The sequence below is a fragment of the Bradyrhizobium sp. 62B genome, from assembly GCF_030272265.2.
GTDB lineage: Bacteria > Pseudomonadota > Alphaproteobacteria > Rhizobiales > Xanthobacteraceae > Bradyrhizobium.
Map to the genome: position 1 here is coordinate 340020 of NZ_CP092841.2, position 20521 is coordinate 360540.

The 20521-nt window shown below is 64.0% G+C and carries 22 protein-coding genes; 10 read left to right on the forward strand and 12 right to left on the reverse strand.

Annotated elements, in window-relative coordinates:
• Positions 1-28: 28 nt before the first annotated feature.
• Positions 29-1558, reverse strand: coding sequence for a malonyl-CoA synthase (locus ML401_RS01625; RefSeq protein WP_285809339.1), 1530 nt, complete (start codon positions 1556-1558; stop codon positions 29-31).
• 94 nt (positions 1559-1652) lie between these two features.
• Here ML401_RS01625 and ML401_RS01630 point away from each other — a divergent pair, with 94 nt between their 5' ends.
• The 4 genes from ML401_RS01630 (at position 1653) to ML401_RS01645 (ending at position 4824) form a co-directional block, all read left to right on the forward strand.
• Positions 1653-2414 carry an SDR family oxidoreductase gene (locus ML401_RS01630; protein WP_211415115.1) on the forward strand — a complete coding sequence of 254 codons (762 nt, stop codon included), beginning with the start codon at positions 1653-1655 and terminating at the stop codon, positions 2412-2414.
• 237 nt (positions 2415-2651) lie between these two features.
• Positions 2652-3206 (forward strand): fasciclin domain-containing protein, encoded by a 555-nt coding sequence (locus tag ML401_RS01635; RefSeq protein WP_063198540.1) that lies wholly within the window; start codon positions 2652-2654, stop codon positions 3204-3206.
• 184 nt (positions 3207-3390) lie between these two features.
• Positions 3391-4020: a cytochrome b/b6 domain-containing protein gene (locus ML401_RS01640; protein WP_194405389.1), complete on the forward strand. Its 630-nt coding sequence runs from the start codon at positions 3391-3393 to the stop codon at positions 4018-4020.
• 21 nt (positions 4021-4041) lie between these two features.
• Complete coding sequence (locus tag ML401_RS01645; RefSeq protein WP_285809345.1) at positions 4042-4824, forward strand: molybdopterin-binding protein; 783 nt, start codon at positions 4042-4044, stop codon at positions 4822-4824.
• Positions 4825-4829: 5 nt separating this feature from the next.
• On the opposite strand, the gene ML401_RS01650 is transcribed toward ML401_RS01645, so the two are convergent.
• Positions 4830-6026 carry a YbfB/YjiJ family MFS transporter gene (locus ML401_RS01650; RefSeq protein ID WP_211415113.1) on the reverse strand — a complete coding sequence of 399 codons (1197 nt, stop codon included), beginning with the start codon at positions 6024-6026 and terminating at the stop codon, positions 4830-4832.
• A 130-nt stretch (positions 6027-6156) separates the two neighbouring features.
• On the opposite strand from ML401_RS01650, the gene leuB reads away from it, so the two are divergent.
• Together leuB and ML401_RS01660 are read left to right on the forward strand one after the other, a co-directional pair.
• Positions 6157-7269: a 3-isopropylmalate dehydrogenase gene (gene leuB / locus ML401_RS01655; RefSeq protein ID WP_211415112.1), complete on the forward strand. Its 1113-nt coding sequence runs from the start codon at positions 6157-6159 to the stop codon at positions 7267-7269.
• 119 nt (positions 7270-7388) lie between these two features.
• Complete coding sequence (locus ML401_RS01660) at positions 7389-8024, forward strand: DapH/DapD/GlmU-related protein (protein WP_259218477.1); 636 nt, start codon at positions 7389-7391, stop codon at positions 8022-8024.
• Positions 8025-8095: 71 nt separating this feature from the next.
• On the opposite strand, the gene ML401_RS01665 is transcribed toward ML401_RS01660, so the two are convergent.
• Positions 8096-8479: a hypothetical protein gene (locus ML401_RS01665; RefSeq protein ID WP_211415110.1), complete on the reverse strand. Its 384-nt coding sequence runs from the start codon at positions 8477-8479 to the stop codon at positions 8096-8098.
• A 156-nt stretch (positions 8480-8635) separates the two neighbouring features.
• The gene (locus ML401_RS01670; RefSeq protein ID WP_285809349.1) at positions 8636-9427 is read right to left on the reverse strand and encodes a hypothetical protein; all 792 of its coding nucleotides are present in this window, start codon (positions 9425-9427) and stop codon (positions 8636-8638) included.
• Between the two features lie 116 nt (positions 9428-9543).
• Between ML401_RS01670 and ML401_RS01675 the strand changes: the two genes are divergently transcribed.
• Complete coding sequence (locus tag ML401_RS01675) at positions 9544-10578, forward strand: aspartate-semialdehyde dehydrogenase (RefSeq protein ID WP_211415108.1); 1035 nt, start codon at positions 9544-9546, stop codon at positions 10576-10578.
• 129 nt (positions 10579-10707) lie between these two features.
• Here ML401_RS01675 and ML401_RS01680 read toward each other — a convergent pair whose 3' ends face one another.
• On the reverse strand, positions 10708-11352 hold the full coding sequence (locus ML401_RS01680) for a carbonic anhydrase (RefSeq protein WP_211415107.1): 645 nt from the start codon (positions 11350-11352) through the stop codon (positions 10708-10710).
• Between the two features lie 133 nt (positions 11353-11485).
• Between ML401_RS01680 and ML401_RS01685 the strand changes: the two genes are divergently transcribed.
• Entirely contained in the window at positions 11486-12367 is an 882-nt protein-coding gene (locus tag ML401_RS01685) for a CoA ester lyase (protein ID WP_285809351.1), read from the forward strand.
• An 81-nt stretch (positions 12368-12448) separates the two neighbouring features.
• On the opposite strand, the gene ML401_RS01690 is transcribed toward ML401_RS01685, so the two are convergent.
• Entirely contained in the window at positions 12449-13420 is a 972-nt protein-coding gene (locus tag ML401_RS01690; protein ID WP_194405399.1) for an AraC family transcriptional regulator, read from the reverse strand.
• 521 nt (positions 13421-13941) lie between these two features.
• On the opposite strand from ML401_RS01690, the gene ML401_RS01695 reads away from it, so the two are divergent.
• The gene (locus ML401_RS01695) at positions 13942-15618 is read left to right on the forward strand and encodes a PAS domain-containing methyl-accepting chemotaxis protein (protein ID WP_285809353.1); all 1677 of its coding nucleotides are present in this window, start codon (positions 13942-13944) and stop codon (positions 15616-15618) included.
• 82 nt (positions 15619-15700) lie between these two features.
• Here the strand turns inward: ML401_RS01695 and ML401_RS01700 are convergent, their stop codons facing one another.
• From ML401_RS01700 to ML401_RS01720, 5 genes are all read right to left on the reverse strand, one after another.
• Positions 15701-16120, reverse strand: coding sequence for a hypothetical protein (locus ML401_RS01700; RefSeq protein ID WP_212068930.1), 420 nt, complete (start codon positions 16118-16120; stop codon positions 15701-15703).
• A gap of 132 nt (positions 16121-16252) precedes the next feature.
• Positions 16253-16987, reverse strand: a complete 735-nt coding sequence (locus ML401_RS01705) for an alpha/beta fold hydrolase (protein WP_212068931.1) — start codon at positions 16985-16987, stop codon at positions 16253-16255.
• A gap of 15 nt (positions 16988-17002) precedes the next feature.
• Positions 17003-17788, reverse strand: coding sequence for a hypothetical protein (locus tag ML401_RS01710; protein ID WP_211415104.1), 786 nt, complete (start codon positions 17786-17788; stop codon positions 17003-17005).
• 81 nt (positions 17789-17869) lie between these two features.
• Positions 17870-18475 (reverse strand): 3-isopropylmalate dehydratase small subunit, encoded by a 606-nt coding sequence (gene leuD, locus ML401_RS01715; RefSeq protein ID WP_027573022.1) that lies wholly within the window; start codon positions 18473-18475, stop codon positions 17870-17872.
• An 86-nt stretch (positions 18476-18561) separates the two neighbouring features.
• Positions 18562-19131, reverse strand: coding sequence for a pyridoxamine 5'-phosphate oxidase family protein (locus ML401_RS01720; protein WP_212068932.1), 570 nt, complete (start codon positions 19129-19131; stop codon positions 18562-18564).
• Positions 19132-19230: 99 nt separating this feature from the next.
• Here ML401_RS01720 and ML401_RS01725 point away from each other — a divergent pair, with 99 nt between their 5' ends.
• Positions 19231-20049, forward strand: a complete 819-nt coding sequence (locus ML401_RS01725) for a helix-turn-helix transcriptional regulator (RefSeq protein WP_259218498.1) — start codon at positions 19231-19233, stop codon at positions 20047-20049.
• Here the strand turns inward: ML401_RS01725 and ML401_RS01730 are convergent.
• Positions 20025-20435: a metallopeptidase family protein gene (locus tag ML401_RS01730; RefSeq protein ID WP_285809356.1), complete on the reverse strand. Its 411-nt coding sequence runs from the start codon at positions 20433-20435 to the stop codon at positions 20025-20027. The genes ML401_RS01725 and ML401_RS01730 overlap by 25 nt on opposite strands.
• Positions 20436-20521 lie beyond the last annotated feature (86 nt).

The window sequence follows — 20521 nt, forward strand, 5'->3', positions numbered from 1 at the left end:
CGCAATGACGGCGAGAGAGCGTGCCCCCTCACTTCTTCGCGTAAATATCCTTGTACGTCTCGCGCAGCACGTTCTTCTGCACCTTGCCCATCGTATTGCGCGGCAGCTCGTCGACGACGAAGACGCGCTTGGGCATCTTGAATTTCGCGAGCCGTCCGTCGAGGCCCTTGAGCACGGCCGCTTCGTCGATGCTCGCGCCGGGCTGGCGCACCAGCACCGCCGTGACGCCCTCGCCGAAATCGGCGTGCGGCACGCCGATCACGGCGGACTCGATCACGCCCGGCATGGCGTCGATCTCGCTCTCGATTTCCTTGGGGTAGACGTTGAAGCCGCCGGAGATCACGAGATCCTTGCCGCGGCCGAGGATGTGGACATAGCCCTTGGCGTCGATCTTGCCGAGATCGCCGGTGATGAAGAAGCCGTCGGGCCGGAATTCAGCCTTGGTCTTCTCCGGCATGCGCCAGTATCCCTTGAAGACGTTCGGCCCCTTCACCTCGATCATGCCGATCTCGTCGCGCGGCAATTCCTTGCCCGTCTCGGGCTCGGTCACGCGCACCGAGACGCCGGGAAGCGGGAAGCCGACCGCGCCGGGCACGCGCTCGCCGTCATAGGGGTTCGACGTGTTCATGTTGGTCTCGGTCATGCCGTAGCGCTCGAGCACCGCGTGGCCCGTGCGCGCCGACCATTCGCGATGCGTCTCGGCCAGCAGCGGCGCCGAGCCCGAGATGAACAGCCGCATGTGCTTCGTGGTGTCGTGCGACAGTGCGGGGTTCTGCAGCAGCCGCGTGTAGAAGGTCGGCACGCCCATCAGCACCGTGGCGCGCGCCATCAACTTGATGATGAGGTCCGGATCGAGTTTTGGCAGGAAGATCATCGACGCTCGCGAAAACAGCGTCACGTTGGTCGCCACGAACAGGCCGTGCGTGTGATAGATCGGCAGCGCGTGGATCAGGACGTCCTTGTCGGTGAAGCGCCAATAGCCGACCAGCGAGAGCGAGTTCGAGGCGAGATTGTCGTGGCTGAGCATCGCGCCCTTGGAACGGCCGGTGGTTCCCGAGGTGTAGAGGATTGCGGCGAGATCGTCGTTTTCGCGCGGCACCGTCGTAAACTCGCTGCTCGCCTTCTCGGCGGCATCCGTCAGCGAGCCCTTGCCGTCAGGCCCGAGCGTCTCGACCTTGGCCTTCACCTTGGCGGCGATCGGGGCGAGGCCTTCGGCCTTGGCGGGATCGCAGACCACCAGCGACGGCTCGGCGTCGCCGATGAAATAATCGAGCTCGTTCAGCGTATAGGCGGTGTTGAGCGGCAGGTAGACCGCGCCGGCCCTGACCGTGCCGAGATAGAGCACGATATTGGCAACCGATTTTTCGACTTGCACCGCGACGCGGTCGCCGGGCTTCACGCCGCGCGCGACCAGCACGTTCGCCATCTGCCCGGCCCGCGCGATCAGATCGCCATAGCTGATGCGAACCCCGTCCTGCGTCTCGATCGCGAGGCGGTTGGGATCGTCCAGGCCATCGAACAGGCGGGAAAACAGATTGGCGTTGGCTGCTGGGTTCATGCAAGAATTCCTCGACCGCAAGGCTGACAAGGCCGGTCAAACCGAGGGCTGGATTAGCAAAAACCGCCCCGATGAAGCAACGGAGACAGTTTGCATGACCAAAATTGGGAAACGCGTGGCCTGGGTCACGGGCGGCGGCAGCGGGATCGGGGAGGCCGGCGCGGAGGCATTGGCGGCCGACGGCTGGATGGTGGTGGTGTCGGGCCGGCGCCAGTCGGCCCTGGATACCGTGGTGGCGAAGATCATCAAGGCGGGCGGCGCCGCCGAGGCGCTCGCGCTTGATGTCTCCAACGCGACCGAGGCCCAGAAGGCTGCCGATCAGATCGTCGCCAGGCACGGCCGCATCGATCTGCTGGTCAACAATGCCGGCATCAATGTTCCCAAGCGCAGCTGGAAGGACATGGAGCTGGAGGGCTGGGACCAGCTGGTCCAGGTCAACCTTAACGGCGTGCTCTATTGCATGCGCGCGGTGCTGCCGACGATGCGCAAGCAGCAGGACGGCGCCATCATCAACGTCTCGTCCTGGGCCGGCCGCCACGTCTCGAAGATGCCGGGCCCGGCCTACACCACGACCAAGCATGCGGTGCTGGCGCTGACCCATTCCTTCAACATGGACGAGTGCGTCAACGGCCTGCGCGCCTGCTGCCTGATGCCTGGCGAGGTCGCGACGCCGATCCTGAAGCTGCGCCCGGTGGTGCCGAGCGAAGCGGAGCAGGCGAAGATGCTGCAACCGGAAGATCTCGGCCGCACCATCGCGTTCATCGCGAGCATGCCGGCCCGCGTCTGCATCAACGAGGTGTTGATCAGCCCGACGCATAATCGCGGATTCATCCAGACGCCGAACAACAGGGATTGAGCGAGCACTGTCTCAACGGGCACCCTACGGCACCGTCTGCTTGGCGTACCCCCACGGGCACGCCGCCCCAGAGTTTCACGCATCACAAAGAATTTTTCTCCGAAACCGCACGCCAAACCCTCCCGTAGTTCGGTCCAACGACGGCACTGCTGCATCGCCCCAAATTGTCGCAGTCGCCGTTGTTGCCCCAACCCAACACCGGCCATCGCCGGTCACAATCCAATCGGGAGACTCTCCATGTCGAAGCGCATTGCCTATCTCGCTGCCGCCGCCTTCAGCGCCCTGGCCATCACCGCGACCATCGTCGCGCCGGCGAGTGCCGAAGAAAAGACCGTCATGGTCGGCGGCGCCGCGATGTTCCCCTCGAAGAACATCGTGCAGAACGCGGTCAACTCGAAGGACCACACCACGCTGGTCGCGGCGGTGAAGGCGGCTGGCCTCGTGCCGACGCTGGAGGGCAAGGGCCCGTTCACGGTGTTCGCGCCCACCAACGCCGCCTTCGGCAAGCTGCCGGCCGGCACCGTCGACAATCTGGTCAAGCCCGAGAACAAGGCCACGCTGACCAAGATCCTCACCTACCATGTCGTGCCGGGCAAGCTCGAGGCTTCCGACCTCACCGAGGGCAAGAAGCTGAAGACCGCCGAGGGCGAGGAGCTGACGGTCAAGAAGATGGACGGCAAGGTCTGGATCGTCGATGCCAAGGGCGGCACCTCGATGGTCACGATCTCCAACGTCAACCAGTCCAACGGCGTGATCCATGTGGTCGACACCGTGCTGATGCCGGCCTCGTAACCCCGCGCGATCCTGTTTCATCCCCGAACAGGAATGGCTTCAGACCGCGAGCCGGGGATACCCGGCTCGCTTTTTTGTGACCACAATAGCCTGACGGCATCGATTCCATGGCTGGCAGGGCGTAACGAAAACGAACGACCCGGCGTATAATTCCCGACACGCGATCCTCCAGGACGGAACCATCATGGCGAGCCTCACAGTCACCGATGAGCAGGTCAGGGCCATCAAGGCCAAAGTGATCCAGCCAGCCTGGGTGCGGGTCATGCATTGGATCAACGCCCTTGCCATGATCCTGATGATCTTGTCGGGCTGGCAGATCTACAACGCCTCGCCGCTGTTCGGCTTCACCTTTCCGCGCGACTACACGCTGGGCGGCTGGCTCGGCGGCGGCCTGCTCTGGCATTTCGCCGCGATGTGGCTGTTGATGCTCAATGGCCTCGCCTATCTCGTCACCGGCTTTGCCACCGGCCGCTTCGCCAAGAAGCTGTTTCCAATCACCCCGTCAGGCGTGCTCCACGACGTCAGGGCTGCCCTGACCTTCAAGCTCGGCCATGACGATCTCACCGTCTATAATTACGTGCAGCGCCTGCTCTATGCCGGCATCATATTGGTCGGCGTGCTGATCGTGCTCACGGGCCTCGGCATGTGGAAGCCGGTGCAGCTCTATTACCTCGTTGCGCTGTTCGGCGACTACCCGACCGCGCGCTACATCCATTTCTTCTGCATGGCCGCGATCTGCGCCTTCCTCGTCGTTCACGTCCTGCTCGCGCTGCTGGTGCCGAAGAGCCTGCGCGCGATGATCATCGGTCGCTAAAGCGGAGCGGAGAACACAGCCATGGCAAAGCGTTCATTCTTGATCCCCGGCGTCGACAAGCGGCTCTTGATCAAGGACTCCATCAAGACCATGCCCGACGTCACCCGCCGCCGCTTCATCGCCGGCGGCGCCAGTCTCGGCGCCCTGACATTGCTCACCGGCTGCGACGTCGTCGATTCCTCCTCGGCCGAGGAGATGCTGAAGAGTGTTTCGAAATTCAACGACGCGGTGCAGGCTTTCATCTTCAATCCCGACGCGCTGGCGCCGACCTTCCCCGAGAGCGCGATCACCAAGCCGTTTCCGTTCAACGCCTATTACGATCTCGACGACGCGCCTGATGTCTCGGCCGCAGACTGGAAGCTCGAGGTCCGTGGCCTCGTCGACAACAAGAAGTCCTGGACGCTGGACGAACTCCACAAGCTGCCGCAGGTCACGCAGATCACCCGTCACATCTGCGTCGAAGGCTGGAGCGCGATCGGCAGCTGGACCGGCACGCCCCTGCGCGATTTCCTGAAACTGATCGGCGCGGACACGCGCGCGAAATATGTCTGGTTCCAATGCGCCGACAAGGAGGGCTACAATTCGCCCTTGGATATGCGCAGCGCGCTGCATCCGCAGACCCAGATGACGTTCAAATATGCGAACGAGATATTGCCGCGCGCCTACGGCTTCCCGATGAAGATCCGCGTGCCGACCAAGCTGGGCTTCAAGAACCCGAAATACGTGGTCTCGATGGAAGTCACCAACGACTACAAGGGCGGCTATTGGGAAGACCAGGGGTATAATTCGTTCAGCGGGAGCTGATCGCGCTACGGCACCGAGTTCTTCGGCCCCACTTTCCGCTGACACAGCGCCGCCACCGCACCCAGCGCCAGCAATGCCGCCGAGACGTTGAGCGCGTAGCTCAAGCTCCCCAGCGCATCCGTGATCGCGCCGACCACGATCGGGCCGAGCGTCTGGCCGACGCCGAACGAGATCGTCATCGCGGCGATCGCGGTCGGCCACACCTGCGGCGGATAGTTGAAGCGCACGAAGGCGGTGGTCGAGCCGACCACGGCGAAGAAGGCGACGCCGAACACCACGGCCGAGACCGCAAGCCATGCCGGCGAATGCCCGAGCATCGGCAGGGCCGCGCCCGCCGCGTTGGTTCCGAGGATGATGGCGGTGGCGAGCCCGCCGCGATCGAGCGCCAGCACGCCGCGCCAGGCCCAGGGCGTGACGAAGGCGGAGAGGCCAATGAGTCCCCAAAATCCCGCCTGCGCCGCGGCCCCGCCGCCGCCGTCGCGCACATAGGCGATCATGAAGGTCATGTAGGCGATGTAGCCGGCGCCGAACAGGAAGTAGGCGGCCAGATAAATCAGCACTGGCCAAATCGCGAACGAGCCGTGACCGCCTTCCGAGAAGCGGACATCGCTCTCGATGCGGATCAGGAACAGCGGGATCGTCATCGCGACCGAGAGCAGCGTCAGTGCCCACCAGACGATCCACCACGAGCCCGGCCCGAAATATTGCAGCGTGAACGGGGCGATCAGCCCCGAGGCGAGAATGCCGATGCCGGGCCCGGCGTAGAACAGGCTGAGCAGGAAATTGGCCCGCGTGGGCTGCGACTGCGCGATGGTGGCGGCGAGCGCCCCGCCGGCGACGAAGCCGGCCGCAGCGCCGAGACCGAGCACGAGGCGCGCCAGGCTCAGTGCGACGAAATTCCCCGATAGCGCGCACGTCGCGAGCGCGGCGACGCAGGCGAGGGTTCCGCCTCGGATGGCGGCCGCCCAGCCGACGCGCTGGATCAGGCGGGACGCCAAGAGCGCGCCGACGAGATAGCCGACGGCGTTGATGGTGTTCATGAATCCGGCCGCCGAGTAGGACCAGCCGAGGGTCTCTCGCATGTCGGGCAGCACCAGCGCATAGGCAAAGCGGCCGATGCCGAGCCCGACGGTGGCGGCCAGCGACAGCGTCAGGATCAGCCGCGCGGGATGCGCGTAGGGCGGGCGGTCAGGGGCGTGCAAGGGAATCTCCGGCCCTCGCAGTGTGGCAGGCCCCGTCCGCCTTGCACAGCCGCACCCCGGCAATGGTGTCTTGCCAAGCGCGCAACGCCGCTCTAGCACTCCGGCCGAATTCGACCTGAGAGGAACGACCATGGCGACCCACAAACTGCTGCTGCTTCCCGGCGACGGTATCGGCCCCGAGGTGATGGGCGAGGTGAAGCGGCTGATCGACTGGCTCAATTCGGCCGGGATCGCCAAGTTCGAGACCGATACCGGCCTCGTCGGCGGCTCCGCCTATGACGCACACAAGGTGTCGATCTCCGAGGGCGACATGGCCAAGGCGCTGGCCGCCGACGCCATCATCTTCGGCGCGGTCGGCGGCCCGAAATGGGATGCCGTTCCCTACGAGGTGCGCCCGGAAGCCGGCCTGCTCCGCCTGCGCAAGGATCTCGCGCTGTTCGCCAACCTCCGTCCCGCCGTGTGCTACCCGGCGCTGGCCGAGGCTTCGAGCCTGAAGCGCGAGGCGGTCGAGGGCCTCGACATCATGATCGTGCGCGAGCTCACCGGCGGCGTCTATTTCGGCGAGCCCAAGACCATCACCGATCTCGGCAATGGCCAGAAGCGCGCCATCGATACCCAGGTTTACGACACCTATGAGATCGAGCGCATCGGCCGCGTCGCCTTCGAGCTTGCCAGGAAGCGCAAGAACAAGGTGACGTCGATGGAGAAGCGCAACGTCATGAAGTCCGGCGTGCTCTGGAACGAGGTCATGACAGAGGTTCACAAGCGCGAATATCCCGACGTCACGCTCGAGCATCAGCTCGCCGATTCCGGCGGCATGATGCTGGTGAAATGGCCGAAGCAGTTCGACGTCATCGTCACCGACAATCTGTTCGGCGACATGCTGTCCGACATCGCGGCGATGCTGACCGGCTCGCTCGGCATGCTGCCCTCGGCCTCGCTCGGCGAGGTCGATGTCAAGACCAAGAAGCGCCGGGCGTTGTACGAGCCCGTGCACGGCTCGGCGCCTGACATCGCAGGCCAAGGCCTCGCCAATCCCATCGCGATGATCTCGTCCTTCGGCATGGCGCTGCGCTACTCCTTCGACATGGGCGATCTCGCCGACAAGGTCGACGCCGCGATCGCCGCGGTGCTGGCGAGCGGCCTGCGCACCGCCGACATCAAGTCGGAGGGGACGACCGCTGCCTCGACCACGCAGATGGGTGAAGCGATTTTGAAGGAATTGCAGAAGCTGCACGGGTAAGGCGGGAAGAATCGGAGCCCGGATGGAGCGAAGCGAAATCCGGGTTCTCACCCCGTAGACAGACCTTTCCGGATTGCGCTTCGCTCCATCCGGGCTACGGCCTCATTGGAGACCGCCTCATGGATTCAGCCCGCCCCAAGATCGCGGAAACCATCATCCATGACACGGTGCGCCGGCGCGAAGCGCAGATCGGGCGCCGCTGCGAAATTCTCGCCAACACCCGCATCGAATACGCCTCGCTCGGCGACTATTCCTATCTTGGCGAGAATTGCGACGTCGCCGATGCCGTGATCGGCAAGTTCACGGCCATCGCCAATTCGGTGCGGATCGGCGCGCCCAATCATCCGATGGGCCGCCCCTCGCAGCACCGCTTCACTTATGTCCCCGAATATTACGAGGCGTCGGCGAGCCGCGACCGCGACTTCTTCGCGGATCGTCGCGGCGATCGCGTCATCGTCGGCAACGATGTCTGGATCGGCCACGCCGCCATCCTGCTGCCGGGCGTGAACGTCGGCGACGGCGCGGTGATCGCGGCAGGCGCGGTCGTCAGCCGTGATGTCGCGCCCTACACGATCGTCGGCGGCGTGCCGGCACGCGCCATCCGCAAGCGCTTCGACGACGCGGTCGCCGAAAGCTTGCGCCGCATTGCCTGGTGGGACTGGCCGGACGAGCTCATCTTTGAACGTCTCGCCGATTTCCGCTCCGAGGCGATCGAGGAGTTCTGTCGGCGTTATGATCCTGCGGCGAATGCGTGAGGCGCAGGCAGCTCTCCAAACAAAAAAAGCCGGGCGCGAGCCCGGCCTTTTGATTCGGTCGTGACGTCCGCTCAGTACAGCGGGAAATTCTGCGGATAGCCGCCGACATCCTGCGGCGGCGAGAGCGGCTGGCGGTCGATCGGGCGATTGAGGTTCTCGCGGGCGAAGGACGGATAGCCCACGGCCGGCGGGAAGGCGTAGTCGCTGAACTTGCGGTCGCCCGGATTGACCTCGGTGCCGCCGTCGAGCCAGGAGCGCTTGCTGACATAGATGCGGGTGCGGCCCTGCTGATAGACGGCGTTGGGGCCGGCCGGGCCGTAATAGTGCCGGCCGCGCTCGTCATAGCGCTTGGTCTTGTTGTCGGCCGAAGCCGGCGTCGCCAGAACGGAGGACATGGCAATCACGGCGCCCGCAGCAAACAAGGTCGCCAATTTGGCAGAGAATTTCGAGCTCATCACGTCCCCTTCAGGCGGCGCACCGCCAGTCGATGTCACCCCATACTAGCCCGGCCGGGGTGAGCGCAACTAGGTCTATTGGGTCACACCAGCTCGAAAATAATCGCGCGCGCCGGCGAAAGTTGCATCAATACCAGCCACTTGAGCTTGGTGCGGCTAGAGCGCCCCGCGCAATTGCGCATTCGCGGCGCCGAGCAGCCAGTCCGGCGAGCCCTGGAGGTCGCAAGCCCGGCGTTTCAGCTCGGCGCGGGCGAACAGGTCCGCCAGCTTCGGCTCGTTGCCGGAGGTGAGCAGCGTCAGCCGGTTCAGCGTGCAGGCAACGGCCGCACGCTGGGCGGGCAGGGTGTCGCCCTGGCAGGAGAAGCCGGAGATCTGCAAGGCGGGCTCCTCGCTGCGCTTGAGGTAGCCGAGGCAGGCCGGCGTCCCCGTCGTGCCCATCGGCCGGAACAGCGCCACGGGGCCGAATTTGGTGTCGATCAGGCCGGCCTGCTCGAGCGGGGCCGCCGCGTTCAGACCCATCTGGACGGCGAGGTCCATGGTTGCCGGACGGCCCAAGTCGAATTCGCCGCCCTCCCGGTAAATCTCGAGCTCGGCCAGCACCTTGTCGGCTTCGCCGGTCCAGCGCATGACGTCCCTGCGACCGCCTGCGGGATGCCGAAGGATGGTGTAAGAGGCTGTTTTCTCTGACGAATCAAGCCGGCTAAGAGCGAAGGCCGGATGCGAACGGTCGGCCACGCTCCAGCCCTTCCCCGGCGCCGGCTCATCGCCGCGCAAATCGGGCAGCTGGCCGAGCGCCGCAAGGCCGAGGATGGCAAACAGCGCCAGCGTCCCCACATAGGCGAACAGCCGCGCCAGCGTGCCGACCACCTCGTCGGCGAAGGCTGCCAATGCCAGATGGAGACTGGTCCGGGTCGAGATTGCGGCCGTGCTGGCCTCAGGCGACTGCATCCACGGCCTTCCGGCATGGTCCCACGTTGTCTTGAGGCCGGTTCTCGCATAGAAGCGCTGCTCTTCCTGTTTAAGCGCGAGCTTCAGGAACGGGCTTTTTCATCGGAGAGTGAACGATGGGTTACAAAGTCGCAGTCGTCGGCGCGACCGGCAATGTCGGACGGGAAATGCTCAACATCCTGGATGAGCGCAAATTCCCCGCGGACGAGGTCGTGGCCCTCGCCTCTCGCCGCAGCATGGGCGTCGAGGTCTCCTATGGCGACCGCACCCTGAAGGTCAAAGCGCTCGAGCACTTTGATTTCTCCGATGTCGACATCTGCCTGATGTCGGCGGGCGGCTCGGTGTCGAAGGAATGGTCGCCGAAGATCGGCGCCGCCGGCGCGGTGGTGATCGACAATTCCTCGGCCTGGCGCATGGACCCGGACGTGCCGCTGATCGTGCCCGAGGTGAATGCGGCCGCGACCGAAGGCTTCAAGAAGAAGAACATCATCGCCAATCCGAACTGCTCGACCGCGCAGCTCGTGGTCGCGCTGAAGCCTTTGCACGACAAGGCGGTCATCAAGCGCGTCGTGGTCTCGACCTATCAATCGGTGTCGGGCGCCGGCAAGGATGCGATGGACGAATTGTTCTCGCAGACCAAGGCCGTCTACACCAACAGCGAGATCGTCAATAAGAAGTTTCCTGCGCGCATCGCCTTCAACGTCATCCCCCAGATCGACGTCTTCATGGAGGACGGCTACACCAAGGAAGAGTGGAAGATGATGGCGGAGACCAAGAAGATCCTTGATCCCAGGATCAAGCTCTCCGCCACCTGCGTGCGGGTGCCGGTGTTCGTCGGCCATTCCGAGGCGGTCAACATCGAGTTCGAGAATCCGATCAGCGCCGACGAAGCCCGCGATATCCTGCGCAAGGCGCCTGGCTGTCTCGTCATCGACAAGCAGGAGCCCGGCGGCTACGCCACGCCGTATGAGGCGGCCGGCGAAGACGCCACCTATATCAGCCGCATCCGCGAGGACGCGACGGTGGAGAACGGCCTCGCGCTGTGGTGCGTGTCGGACAATCTGCGCAAGGGCGCAGCCCTCAACGCGATCCAGATCGCCGAAGTCCTGATCAACCGCAAGCTGATCAGCGCGAAGAAGAAGGCGGCCTGACGCTGCCGTAGGGCGGATTAGCCCGCGGCTGCGCGAAGCGCAGTCCGCTTGGCGTAATCCGCCACTTCCCTTCGCGATACGAACGCCGGCGGATTACGCTTCGCTAATCCGCCCTACGAGAGTGGTGGCCTACGCCACGGCCCGCGCGTTCTTGAATTCCTTGCTCGTCTTGTCCAGCACGAACAGCGATCCCTCCGCGACGCCGAAATAGGCGCCGTGGGTCTGCATCTGGCCGCTCTCCACGGCCTTGCGCACGAACGGGAACGTCATCAGGTTTTCCAGGCTGCGGAACACCGCGGCCTTCTCGATGCGCTCGACGAACTGCGCCATGGTCTCGTGGTCGCGCTGCTCGACGACCTCGCCCGGCTTGATGAACATCTGCATCCATCTGCCGATGAAGTCGCCGGGCGTCAGCGGCTCGATCTTGTCGACGAAGGCGCGGATACCGCCGCATTGGGCGTGGCCGAGGATGACGATGTGCTTCACCTTCAGCACCGTCACCGCATATTCCAGCGCCGCCGAGACGCCGTGCGCGTTGCCGTCGGGCTGATACACCGGCACCAGATTGGCGATGTTGCGGACCACGAACAATTCGCCCGGGCCGACATCGAAGATCACCTCGGGCGAGACGCGGCTGTCGCAGCAGCCGATCACCATCACTTCCGGGAACTGTCCCTTCACCGACAGTTCGCGATAGCGGGTCTGCTCGGTCGGCAGCCGCTGGGTGGCGAAGGCCTGGTAGCCTTCCAGCAAATGCTTCGGGAATGTCATCATGGCCTATGCCTAATCATATACCGCTGGGGTGAACAAGCCTTTCGAATAGGCAGGCCAAGTGCTATCCGCTCCGCCAGGACGCCGCTAGGAAACCGCCAAGACAACCGCCAAGACAACCGGAAGGAACGCCCGCATGACCCGCCCGCGCCGCAGCCATCTGTTCATGCCAGGCTCCAATCCCCGCGCGCTGGAAAAGGCGCACAATCTGGCCGCCGACGGCCTCATCCTGGATCTCGAGGATTCCGTCGCCCCCGATGCCAAAGCGGCGGCGCGTGACGGCATCGCCGCCGCGATTGCAGCCAAAGGCTTTGGCAAGCGCGAGATTCTGATCCGGACCAACGGTCTCGACACGCCCTGGTGGGCTGATGACGTCGCGATGGCCGCCAAGGCCTCGCCCGACGGCATCCTGGTTCCGAAAGTTTCAAGCATCGAAGATCTCGACACCATCGGCCTGCGTCTCACCGAGCTCGGCGCGGCGCCGACGGTGAAGGTCTGGGCCATGATCGAGACCGCGCGGGCCGTGCTGCATGCGGAGGAGCTCGCCGAGGCCGGGCGCGATAAGTCGCGGCGGCTCGAAGGCTTCGTGTTCGGCCCCAACGACATCTCGCGCGAGACGCGGATCAGGATGCTGCCCGGCCGCGCCGCGATGATCCCGATGATCACCCATTGCATCCTGGCGAGCCGCGCTCATGGCCTCGAAATCCTCGACGGCCCCTACAGCGACATCGCCAACCCCGACGGCTTCGCCACCGAATGCGCGCAGGGCCGCGATCTCGGCTTCGACGGCAAGACGCTGATCCACCCCTCGCAGATCGACGCCTGCAACGCGATCTTCACGCCCCCGGCGGAGGAAGTCGCGCGCGCGCGAAAAATCATCGCAGCATTCGAGCTGCCGGAGAATGCGTCGCGCGGCGCGATCCGCCTCGATGGTGCAATGGTGGAGCGCCTGCACGCCGACATGGCCCGCCGCACGATCGCCATCGCGGATGCGATCGCGGCGATGGGGAAGGGCTGAAGGCCTATCGCGTCGCCGCGCCATTCGCGACCAGGCGCCGCTCACGCGCAGCGAGGCGCCGCTGTCGCGTGCCTGCGTCCCTTATTGCCGTCGTCGCGAATTCTTCAGCGTCTCGGATGGCAGCTCGCCGATGGCCTGACGATATTCGGATGCGAAGCGTCCGAGATTTCGAAAGCCGCATTTGAACGCCACGGCCAGCACGCTGGTCTGCGCATCAGGCCGTCGCAACAGCTCTGCCGCGCGATGAAGCCGGACGCGCCGCGCGAACTGGCCTGGTGATCCCCGTCCGGACTCGGCGAACTCCCGGAACACCGTCCGCAAGCTCACATTGGCGACCTCGGCGATCACCTGGAGATCGAGAGGTTCGTCCCAATGGGCCTCGATATAGGACTCCACGATGTCGACCACGGATCGGTTGGTTCTCGGCGCGGAGCGCTGCAGCCGATCGGAGAAATTGTGTCGATGCGCCAGGAGAATCCGGACCATCAGCGCCCGCTCGAGTTCGGCGATGGCGATGGGCGAGTAATCCTGCCCGAACCTTTCCAGCTCCTCGGCAAATCTGAAAACGTCATGGCGCATCTGCGTCATGACCGCCGGGTCGGCGTCGCCCGAGGCGAAACGCAAGGTCATGCCGCAATCGTCGCCGAGCAGGCTGTTCAACAGGCGCGAGATGGCCGGGACATCGATCCTCAGCACCAATTGGCGGTAGCCCGGTGCGAAGTCGAGATCGAGCCTGGCGTCTCCGGAGATGATCGGACTCCAGGCCTCGAGAGGCCGGCTATTCCCCTTGGTCCTGAAGCCCGCAGCTCCCTGGATGGAGAAGAACTGGCGGAGGATCTGCGATTCAGGAAATGACAGGGATGCCGCGCCGTCATAGGCGCAGAACGCGAGGCCGATGGAATTCAGGCGGGCAAAATTGGCCTGGATGCCGAATTCATGCCCCTGCTTGCCAAACCGATCGGCACCATACGCCGAGAACAGGCGATCGCGCGCGAACTCGCTGTCACGCGATCGAAGCAAGGGATAGCGGTCAAGGTATGAGACGGCGCCCAAATCAGTTCCCCGAACGCTCAAACTACCCAATCGGAATCCGAGCGCTACCAATTGGAGATTGCAGGGAATAGCTAGCGAGCGGAACGATCCGTTGCCAAGCGAAATGCGGCCACTTGCTCGCTCCTGCGACAAATTGCCGGAGATTTTGGTGCGACGAAGATCGCTTCGTTTCGCTCGCAGACCAGCCATGTGCGGGCTTCCGAGCTGCGCATTCGATGTCTGGCGATCGACGTTTTGCCGAATACCGATAACGAATTTAGCGTGAGCTTCGCAGTTCAGCACCAGCGACGCGGCCGAGGTGGTCGTGTGTCGCAGTCAGGTTAATCGGCCTGGCAAAATGCGGCCATTGTGTCTGCGATCGGACAAATACTCTGATAATTCGATTCAGATACCTGCTTCATTCGCACGGCTTGCCCGTCGAGCGACGCTCCAACCGAGCGCGCTCCGCGGCGAGACAATGCGTGCTGATGTCCGGTTCGCGCATGTGTTGCGGACGCAACGACAATTTCGGAGCAAAAAGAATGTTTGGTCGCAAGTCCCACGGCGATGCGCAGGCGCAGATTGATGCGGTCGGTCGCTCGCAGGCCATGATCGAGTTCACCATGGACGGTACGATCGTCACGGCGAACAAGAACTTCCTGACCGCGCTCGGTTATGGTCTCGATCAGATCCAGGGCAAGCACCATTCCATGTTCGTGCCGGTCGACCAACGTGAGGGCGCGGATTATCAGGCGTTCTGGGCGGCGCTGCGGCGTGGCGAATTCCAGGCGGGCGAATTCAAGCGCCTCGCCAATGGTGGCCATGAGATCTGGATCGAGGCGTCGTACAACCCGGTGCTCGATGGTGCCGGCAGGCCGGTCAAGGTGGTCAAGATCGCAACCGAGATCACGGCGAAGAAGCTGCGCAGCATGGCCGATGCGTCCAAGCTCGCCGCCATCAATCGGGCCCAAGCCGTGATCGAGTTCAAGCTCGACGGCACCGTCGTCACCGCCAACGAGAATTTCTGCAAGGCTCTCGGCTATTCGCTGGCCGAGATCGAGGGCAAGCACCACAGCCTGTTCATGCCGCAGGCAGACCGCGATAGCGCGGCCTATCGCGAGTTCTGGGAGAAGCTCAACCGCGGTGAGTACCAGGCCGGCGAGTTCAAGCGCATCGGCAAGGGCGGCCGCGAGGTGTGGATCTTGGCGAGCTATAACCCGGTGATGGACGACACTGGCAAGCCCTTCGGCGTCGTCAAGTTCGCAACCGACGTCACGGCGCAGAAGCTGCGGAACGCCGATCTCGCCGGTCAGATCGCGGCGATCGACAAGGCCCAGGCCGTGATCGAGTTCAACATGGACGGCACGATCATCACGGCGAATGCCAATTTCCTGGGCGCAGTCGGCTATTCCCTGGCCGAGATCAAGGGCCAGCATCACAGTATGTTCGTCGAGCCCAATGAGCGCGAGAGCGGGCCCTATCGCGAGTTCTGGGCCGCGCTGAATCGCGGCGAATACCAGGCGGCCGAATACAAGCGCATCGGCAAGGGCGGCAAGGAGATCTATATCCAGGCCTCCTACAATCCGATCCTCGACCTCAACGGCAAGCCGTTCAAGGTCGTGAAATACGCCACCGACACCACCAAGCAGGTGCTGGTCCGCATGGGCAACGAGCGCGTCCGCGCCATGATGGAATCGGTCGCAGCCGGTTCGGAAGAGCTCAACGCCTCGGTGCGGGAGATTTCCGAAGCCATGACCAAGTCGCGCGAAACTGCGGTCGGCGCGGTGGACCAGGTCTCTTCGGCCGACGCGCAGGCCCAGCGCCTCACCGACGCCGCGCAGGCGATGAGCGGGATCGTCGAGATGATCAACAACATCACCGGCCAGATCAACCTGCTCGCGCTCAACGCGACGATCGAATCGGCGCGTGCCGGTGAAGCCGGCCGCGGCTTTGCAGTGGTCGCCTCCGAAGTGAAGGGCCTCGCCAACCAGGCCAAGCAGGCGACCGACAAGATCGCCCAGGAAATCGGCAGCCTCAACCAGATCTCGGGTGATGTCGTCAGTGCCCTGAGTGCGATCAAGCAGGCGATCAACAATGTCAGCGAATACGTGACGTCGACCGCCGCGGCGATCGAGGAGCAGAGCACGGTGACGAATGAGATGTCGACCAGCATGCAGCGCGCTGCGGCCGAGGCCGCTGCGATGGCCGATCGGGCTTGATCAGGCGGCCTGATGCGTCCGCGCGCGTTCCGCTACGCAAATGGAGACAGACGTCTCCGGTCGGAAAATCCGTTGCGCCGCCTCAGCGCGGTGCGACGTCGGCGCGGTCGAGCGATTCCAGCGTCGAGGCATTGGCGCAATAGCCGCGATAATTCTCCGCGGCGGTGCCGTCGGCGAGATCGCGGTCGCATTGTCCCTTGTGATTGCACAGCGTGCAGACCCGCTCCATGTCGCGGAGCAGCAGCGGCTGCGCGCGGCCGAGCCCTTCGGCGCTGATGCCGAGCTGCTGCAGCATCATCGGCAGTTCGTCGGCGGAATGCCTGCCGTGACGGACCAGCTCTTCCAGATCGTCGGGCGCGATCCGCAAATCGCTCGCGATCCGGTCGAAATCGGCGCGGTCGAGCTGCCGCATCTCGTTCATCTCGCGGCGGTGCTTCAGCCAGCTCGCAAAGGACTCGATGAGGTCCTGGACGATCGGATATGGCCTGCTTGCGGTGCTCATGGAAAGCTCCCTTCGGACAGCGGAACTGGAGCGAATTAAGCACAATGATGCAGGGGCGCGTTGCGCTGGATCAAACTGGTATGAACCCCGAGGGAGGGCCAATCTCTCTGCGATCTCCGTGGAGCGGTGCAGTCATGAGCGCCAGTGCGTCAGGAGAACCCCGGCAATGGTCTCAGCCTTCTCGACGATCTGCCAATGGCCTGCATCCGCTTCGATGTGAACCTTGCACCTTTGCTTCTCGGCAAAGCGTTCTGCGACGGAGACGGAAACGTATGGGTCACGGCCGCCCCATACCACCAAGCCCCGTTTCGGGAGGTTGCGCAGGCGATCGACCCAGTCGCCTGCGAAGCGTAGACCGTTCGCGGAGCGATACAGCGCAAGGATCGCCCGACGCATGAGCGGGCTCCAAGCCGATGCCTCATGCTGCGCCAGCTCGGCCGGTACTCCGCCGCGGCGGAAGCCACGTTCCATCGTCGAACGTGAGGGCATCGCCATGATGACTTCGCCGACCACGGGCGTATTCCAAAGTCGAGCGAGCAGGTGGCCGCGATAGGCAGGATCGATCGCCGCACCGCAGATCGTCCATGAGCGGATCAAGTCGGGACGCAGCGATGCTGCCCGCAGCGTAAGCAGTGCTCCCCAATCGTGGCCGACCAAGTCGATCGGACCCTCGCTGTTGTATCGGCTTTCCAGGAATCCAACGAGCCACTGCGCATAGGCATCCTTGGTGCAGTCGAAGCCATCGGGCGCGGGCCCGCAGAAATTGGGCAAGCAGGGCGTGGTCACAGGTTGCCCTAGCTGGTCGATCAGCGGCTGCCAAATTGCGGGGGTATTCGGTACGCCGTGAAGGAAAATCCGATTGCTCATCGGTGGATCATATCCCTAGCCAAACCGCTCCGTCGCCCAGGCATACAGGCTGCCCGGGATCGGCTTTTCGCCGCCGCGGCCCTTCGGCGAGATGTGCAGGCCGATGATCTCGGGGCTGGTGACGAGGCCGAGATAGCTCGAGGGATCGAAGAACAATTTCGGCTCGGCGTGCACCGCGTAGAACGACTGCTTCGGCAGCGCGCGTCCCAGTTCGCCGGTGCGGCGCGCCAGCGCGGTCAGGGCTGCGGGTCCGTAGATCGCGACGCGAATGTCCGAGAGGCGGTTCGAGCCGCCACGCAGGCGGCGCATCATGAAGGTGACGCGATGGCGGATCGACAGCCAGTTCGGCGTCAGCTCCTCCTGCTCCATCAGCTCTTCGAAGGCGGCGACGATGCCGTGCGCGGGCGGCAGATAGATCACGGAATTGCCGAGCTGGCGCGGCCGTTCCCAGGCGAAATAGGGTTTTGCCGGATCGATCTCGACGGGCTTCAGGAGCAGCACGTCGGCATCGAGCCAGAGGCCGAGGCCCTTCGCCATCAGCTTCATGCGGAAGAAGTCGCTGAATTGCAGAATGGTCCAGTCGCGCCAGCTGCCATCGGGCTGCGGCGGCCGCAGCCGTTCTGAGAACGCATGCGGCAGGATCGCCTCGGCATCCGCGTTGGCGACGCCGGCGGGAAGGCCGGGAATGGTGTCGAAGCTGTAGACGGTGACCTTGTGGCCGGCCGCCAACTGCGAGCGCAGACAGGTCTGGCGCAGCGCGTCCATCGGGCCATGCCAGAAGGTGACGATCTCGGGGAGCATGCGGCGAAGCTATACGGGATAACCAAGGCAAAGAAAAAGCCCCGGCGCTGACGGCACCGGGGCTCGAAGCAAAGAGCGGTCTCAGGCCCAGGCGCGTTCGCGCTTGAGCTTGTCCTCGTAAGAGTCGATCGAGGCCTTCTTCTCCATCGTCAGGCCGATGTCGTCGAGGCCGTTGATCAGGCAATGCTTGCGGAACGGGTCGATCTCGAACTTGACCTTGCCGCCGTCGGGGCCGCGGATCTCCTGGTTCGGCAGGTCGATCGTCAGCGTCGCGTTGGCGCCGCGCTCGGCGTCGTCGAACAGCTTGTCGAGGTCTTCCTGGGAGACGCGGATCGGCAGGATGCCGTTCTTGAAGCAGTTGTTGTAGAAAATGTCGCCGAACGAGGTCGAGATCACGCAGCGGATGCCGAAGTCGAGCAGCGCCCAGGGCGCGTGCTCGCGGCTCGAGCCGCAGCCGAAATTGTCACCGGCGACCAGCACCTTCGCGTTGCGATAGGCGGGTTGGTTCAGCACGAAATCCGGGTTCTCGCTGCCGTCGTCCTTGTAGCGTTGCTCGGAGAACAGCCCCTTGCCAAGGCCGGTGCGCTTGATGGTCTTCAGGTACTGCTTCGGAATGATCATGTCGGTGTCGACATTGATGATCTTCAGCGGCGCCGCGACGCCTTCCAGCGTGGTGAACTTGTCCATCTTGGGCTTCCCGGTTTGTCTCAGGGGAGGGCTGTTTAGCCCGGTTGGCACACAAATCCTAGGCCGGAATCGGCAAACTTGGTCTGTCAGCCCTGAGGGGCCATCCGGTCAGGCGCAAAGCCGGTCGGCAGACCGTCGATGCTCTTCATGTTCTTCAGGCCCCAGTACTTTCGCAAATTGTCGAGGCCCTGCTTGGTCCAGTAGCGCACGAGGCTGCCACGCTCTTGCTTGTAGTCGAACAGTGGCACGCCCATGCCGCACGACGTCTGCACGAGATCGATCGAGAGCCGTATGATCTGACGTGCCCCTGCGACGTCCTCGAACCGAGGGGCGAGGTCGGCGTAATCAGGCGTGCCTCGCATGAGCGACCGGCCTTGGCCATAGAGGCGCAGGATCATCGGGGCGCCATCGAAGGCGCAAAACATGATGGTCAGCCGCTTGTCGTCAGAAGCCATCAGGTGCGCGCGGGTCTCGCTGCCGCTGCCAGTGACGTCGAGATAGGCGACATCATTGTCTCCGAGCACCCGGAACGAGGACAGGCCCTTGGGGGACACGTTGATGCGTCCCTTGGGCGGGGCGCTGGCAACGAAGAAGATCTTCTGCCCCTCGATGAAAGTCCTGTGCTCCGGCTCGATCCGCGTGAATTGCTTGCCCATGCCCGTGCGTCCTCTGCGCAGCGACGAAATAACGACGGAAAGCTAGCACGCGGCTAATACCAGTTTAAGAACCTACATTATGCTAGTATAATTACCACTATGAAAGGACAGGATCCAACCGCTCCGGCTCTCTCGCTCAGCGCGTTCTTGCGGGCGCTCCGGGAGCGCCAGTCACCGGCAGAATTCGGCCTCGCCGGTGGATCACGACGGCGCACGCCCGGACTTCGGCGAGAAGAGGTCGCGCAGCTCTGCGGATTGAGCGTCACTTGGTACACGTGGATCGAGCAGGGGCGTGACGTGTCCGTCTCCGCGGCGGCACTTTCGCGCCTCGCGCACGGATTGCGTCTGTCACGCGCCGAGCGCAGTTACCTGTTCGAGGTTGCGGGCAAGCGCGATCCCGAACGCCCCAGCACAAGGGATGATCCGCCTGAAGAAATCCTGGCCTGTGTCGATGCGATCGATGGACCGGCCTATGTCCTCGATCGCACATGGCGTGCGCGTCGCTGGAATGCACAAGCGTCCCTCCTGTTTGCAGGATGGCTCGATGCAGACGGCGAAAAGAATCTCCTGCGCTACATCTTTCTGAGGCCTGAGGCTCGAACCCTGATCCTCGACTGGACTTCCCGAGCGCGCCGCGTCGTTGCAGAGTTCCGTGCCGCGGTGACAGCCTACTCGGATGATCCCGAGATTCGCTGGCTGGTGGAGCAACTGAGACGAGAAAGTCCCGATTTCGAGCGCTGCTGGGACATGCAGGGGGTCTTGGCTCGCGAAGGCGGCGAGCGTGCGTTCAATCATCCGACCATGGGCTACCTGCACTATCAGCAGGTGTCGCTGTCTCTCGCGGGGTGGTCCGATTATCGACTGACGATGCTTCTCTCTGCGCCGCGCCTTGGTCAGTCCGCGTCCTGCTCCGCCTGAGCCTCGATCGCTTCCATGTCGTCGTCCGAAAGACCGAAATGGTGGCCGATCTCGTGGATCAGGACGTGGCGGACGATGTGGCCGAGGCTTTCGTCGTGCTCGGCCCGGTAATCCAGGATCGGCCGGCGGTAGAGCCAGACCATGTTGGGCAGCCGCGCCACGTCGCCCAGGCTCTGCTGCGGCAGGCCGACGCCCTGGAACAGGCCGAGCAAGTCGAACTCGCTCTCGCACTCCATCTCGTCCAGGACCTCCTCGGTCGGGAAGTCGTCGACGCGGATGATCACGCCCTCGCAGAGCTTGCGGAATTCCGCCGGCAGGCCTTCGAAGATCTCGTGCGCCGTCGCTTCCATCTCGGCCAGCGAGGGCGCTTTCAATTCCGTCCACATGGGCTTCTCATAGCGTGGGTTCCGCGGCGATGCATCCCGCTTTATAGATGCGGCGAGGTTGACGGGCGGCGCCAAAACGGGGAGCG

Bases quoted from the DNA above. Each gene is read 5' to 3' on its own strand.
- ML401_RS01625 (WP_285809339.1), bottom strand. From the start codon at position 1,558: ATGAACCCAGCAGCCAACGCCAATCTGTTTTCCCGCCTGTTCGATGGC.
- ML401_RS01630 (WP_211415115.1), top strand. From the start codon at position 1,653: ATGACCAAAATTGGGAAACGCGTGGCCTGGGTCACGGGCGGCGGCAGC.
- ML401_RS01635 (WP_063198540.1), top strand. From the start codon at position 2,652: ATGTCGAAGCGCATTGCCTATCTCGCTGCCGCCGCCTTCAGCGCCCTG.
- ML401_RS01640 (WP_194405389.1), top strand. From the start codon at position 3,391: ATGGCGAGCCTCACAGTCACCGATGAGCAGGTCAGGGCCATCAAGGCC.
- ML401_RS01645 (WP_285809345.1), top strand. From the start codon at position 4,042: ATGGCAAAGCGTTCATTCTTGATCCCCGGCGTCGACAAGCGGCTCTTG.
- leuB (WP_211415112.1), top strand. From the start codon at position 6,157: ATGGCGACCCACAAACTGCTGCTGCTTCCCGGCGACGGTATCGGCCCC.
- ML401_RS01660 (WP_259218477.1), top strand. From the start codon at position 7,389: ATGGATTCAGCCCGCCCCAAGATCGCGGAAACCATCATCCATGACACG.
- ML401_RS01665 (WP_211415110.1), bottom strand. From the start codon at position 8,479: ATGAGCTCGAAATTCTCTGCCAAATTGGCGACCTTGTTTGCTGCGGGC.
- ML401_RS01670 (WP_285809349.1), bottom strand. From the start codon at position 9,427: ATGCAGTCGCCTGAGGCCAGCACGGCCGCAATCTCGACCCGGACCAGT.
- ML401_RS01675 (WP_211415108.1), top strand. From the start codon at position 9,544: ATGGGTTACAAAGTCGCAGTCGTCGGCGCGACCGGCAATGTCGGACGG.
- ML401_RS01680 (WP_211415107.1), bottom strand. From the start codon at position 11,352: ATGATGACATTCCCGAAGCATTTGCTGGAAGGCTACCAGGCCTTCGCC.
- ML401_RS01685 (WP_285809351.1), top strand. From the start codon at position 11,486: ATGACCCGCCCGCGCCGCAGCCATCTGTTCATGCCAGGCTCCAATCCC.
- ML401_RS01695 (WP_285809353.1), top strand. From the start codon at position 13,942: ATGTTTGGTCGCAAGTCCCACGGCGATGCGCAGGCGCAGATTGATGCG.
- ML401_RS01700 (WP_212068930.1), bottom strand. From the start codon at position 16,120: ATGAGCACCGCAAGCAGGCCATATCCGATCGTCCAGGACCTCATCGAG.
- ML401_RS01705 (WP_212068931.1), bottom strand. From the start codon at position 16,987: ATGAGCAATCGGATTTTCCTTCACGGCGTACCGAATACCCCCGCAATT.
- ML401_RS01710 (WP_211415104.1), bottom strand. From the start codon at position 17,788: ATGCTCCCCGAGATCGTCACCTTCTGGCATGGCCCGATGGACGCGCTG.
- leuD (WP_027573022.1), bottom strand. From the start codon at position 18,475: ATGGACAAGTTCACCACGCTGGAAGGCGTCGCGGCGCCGCTGAAGATC.
- ML401_RS01720 (WP_212068932.1), bottom strand. From the start codon at position 19,131: ATGGGCAAGCAATTCACGCGGATCGAGCCGGAGCACAGGACTTTCATC.
- ML401_RS01725 (WP_259218498.1), top strand. From the start codon at position 19,231: ATGAAAGGACAGGATCCAACCGCTCCGGCTCTCTCGCTCAGCGCGTTC.
- ML401_RS01730 (WP_285809356.1), bottom strand. From the start codon at position 20,435: ATGTGGACGGAATTGAAAGCGCCCTCGCTGGCCGAGATGGAAGCGACG.